The organism is Serratia sp. M24T3 (genome assembly GCF_000257645.1).
Lineage (GTDB): Bacteria > Pseudomonadota > Gammaproteobacteria > Enterobacterales > Enterobacteriaceae > Rouxiella.
This window is the reverse complement of sequence record NZ_AJHJ01000101.1, coordinates 1-408: the sequence shown is the minus strand read 5'-3', so window position 1 is coordinate 408 and position 408 is coordinate 1. Positions and strand designations below refer to the sequence as shown.

General features: G+C 67.9%; 1 pseudogene. It reads left to right on the top strand.

The features are described 5' to 3' along the window. A pseudogene (locus SPM24T3_RS24150) lies at positions 1-408 on the top strand (DNA primase); the annotation flags it as partial.

Genomic DNA, 408 nt, shown 5'->3' with positions numbered 1-408 from the left:
CGGGGTGATGAAACTCAACGTTCAGCTGCTGGACACGGAAAGCGGTGCGGTGTTCGCCGATGGCGTGGACCTGATGAGCGCCCGGTCACGGGCGGGGTATGCGCGGCAGGCGGCGGCAGAGCTGGGGCTGGCAGAAGGTGAGGTGAAACGTGCGCTGGGCCGGGTGCTGCTGGCGGTGGAAAATCATCTGTCCGCGCCGGAGCCGGAGGACAGCGGGCCGGAGATAACGGAGCAGGAACGGGAAGCGGCGCTGGGGCTGCTGCGTGACCCGGCGCTTGCGGAGCGCATCGCTTCTGACCTGGCGTCGTGCGGGGTGGTGGGCGAGTCGGGAAACCTGCTGGCGGCGTATCTGGCGGCGGTGAGTCGTAAGCTGGAGAAACCGCTGGCGGTGCTTATCCAGTCGTCCTC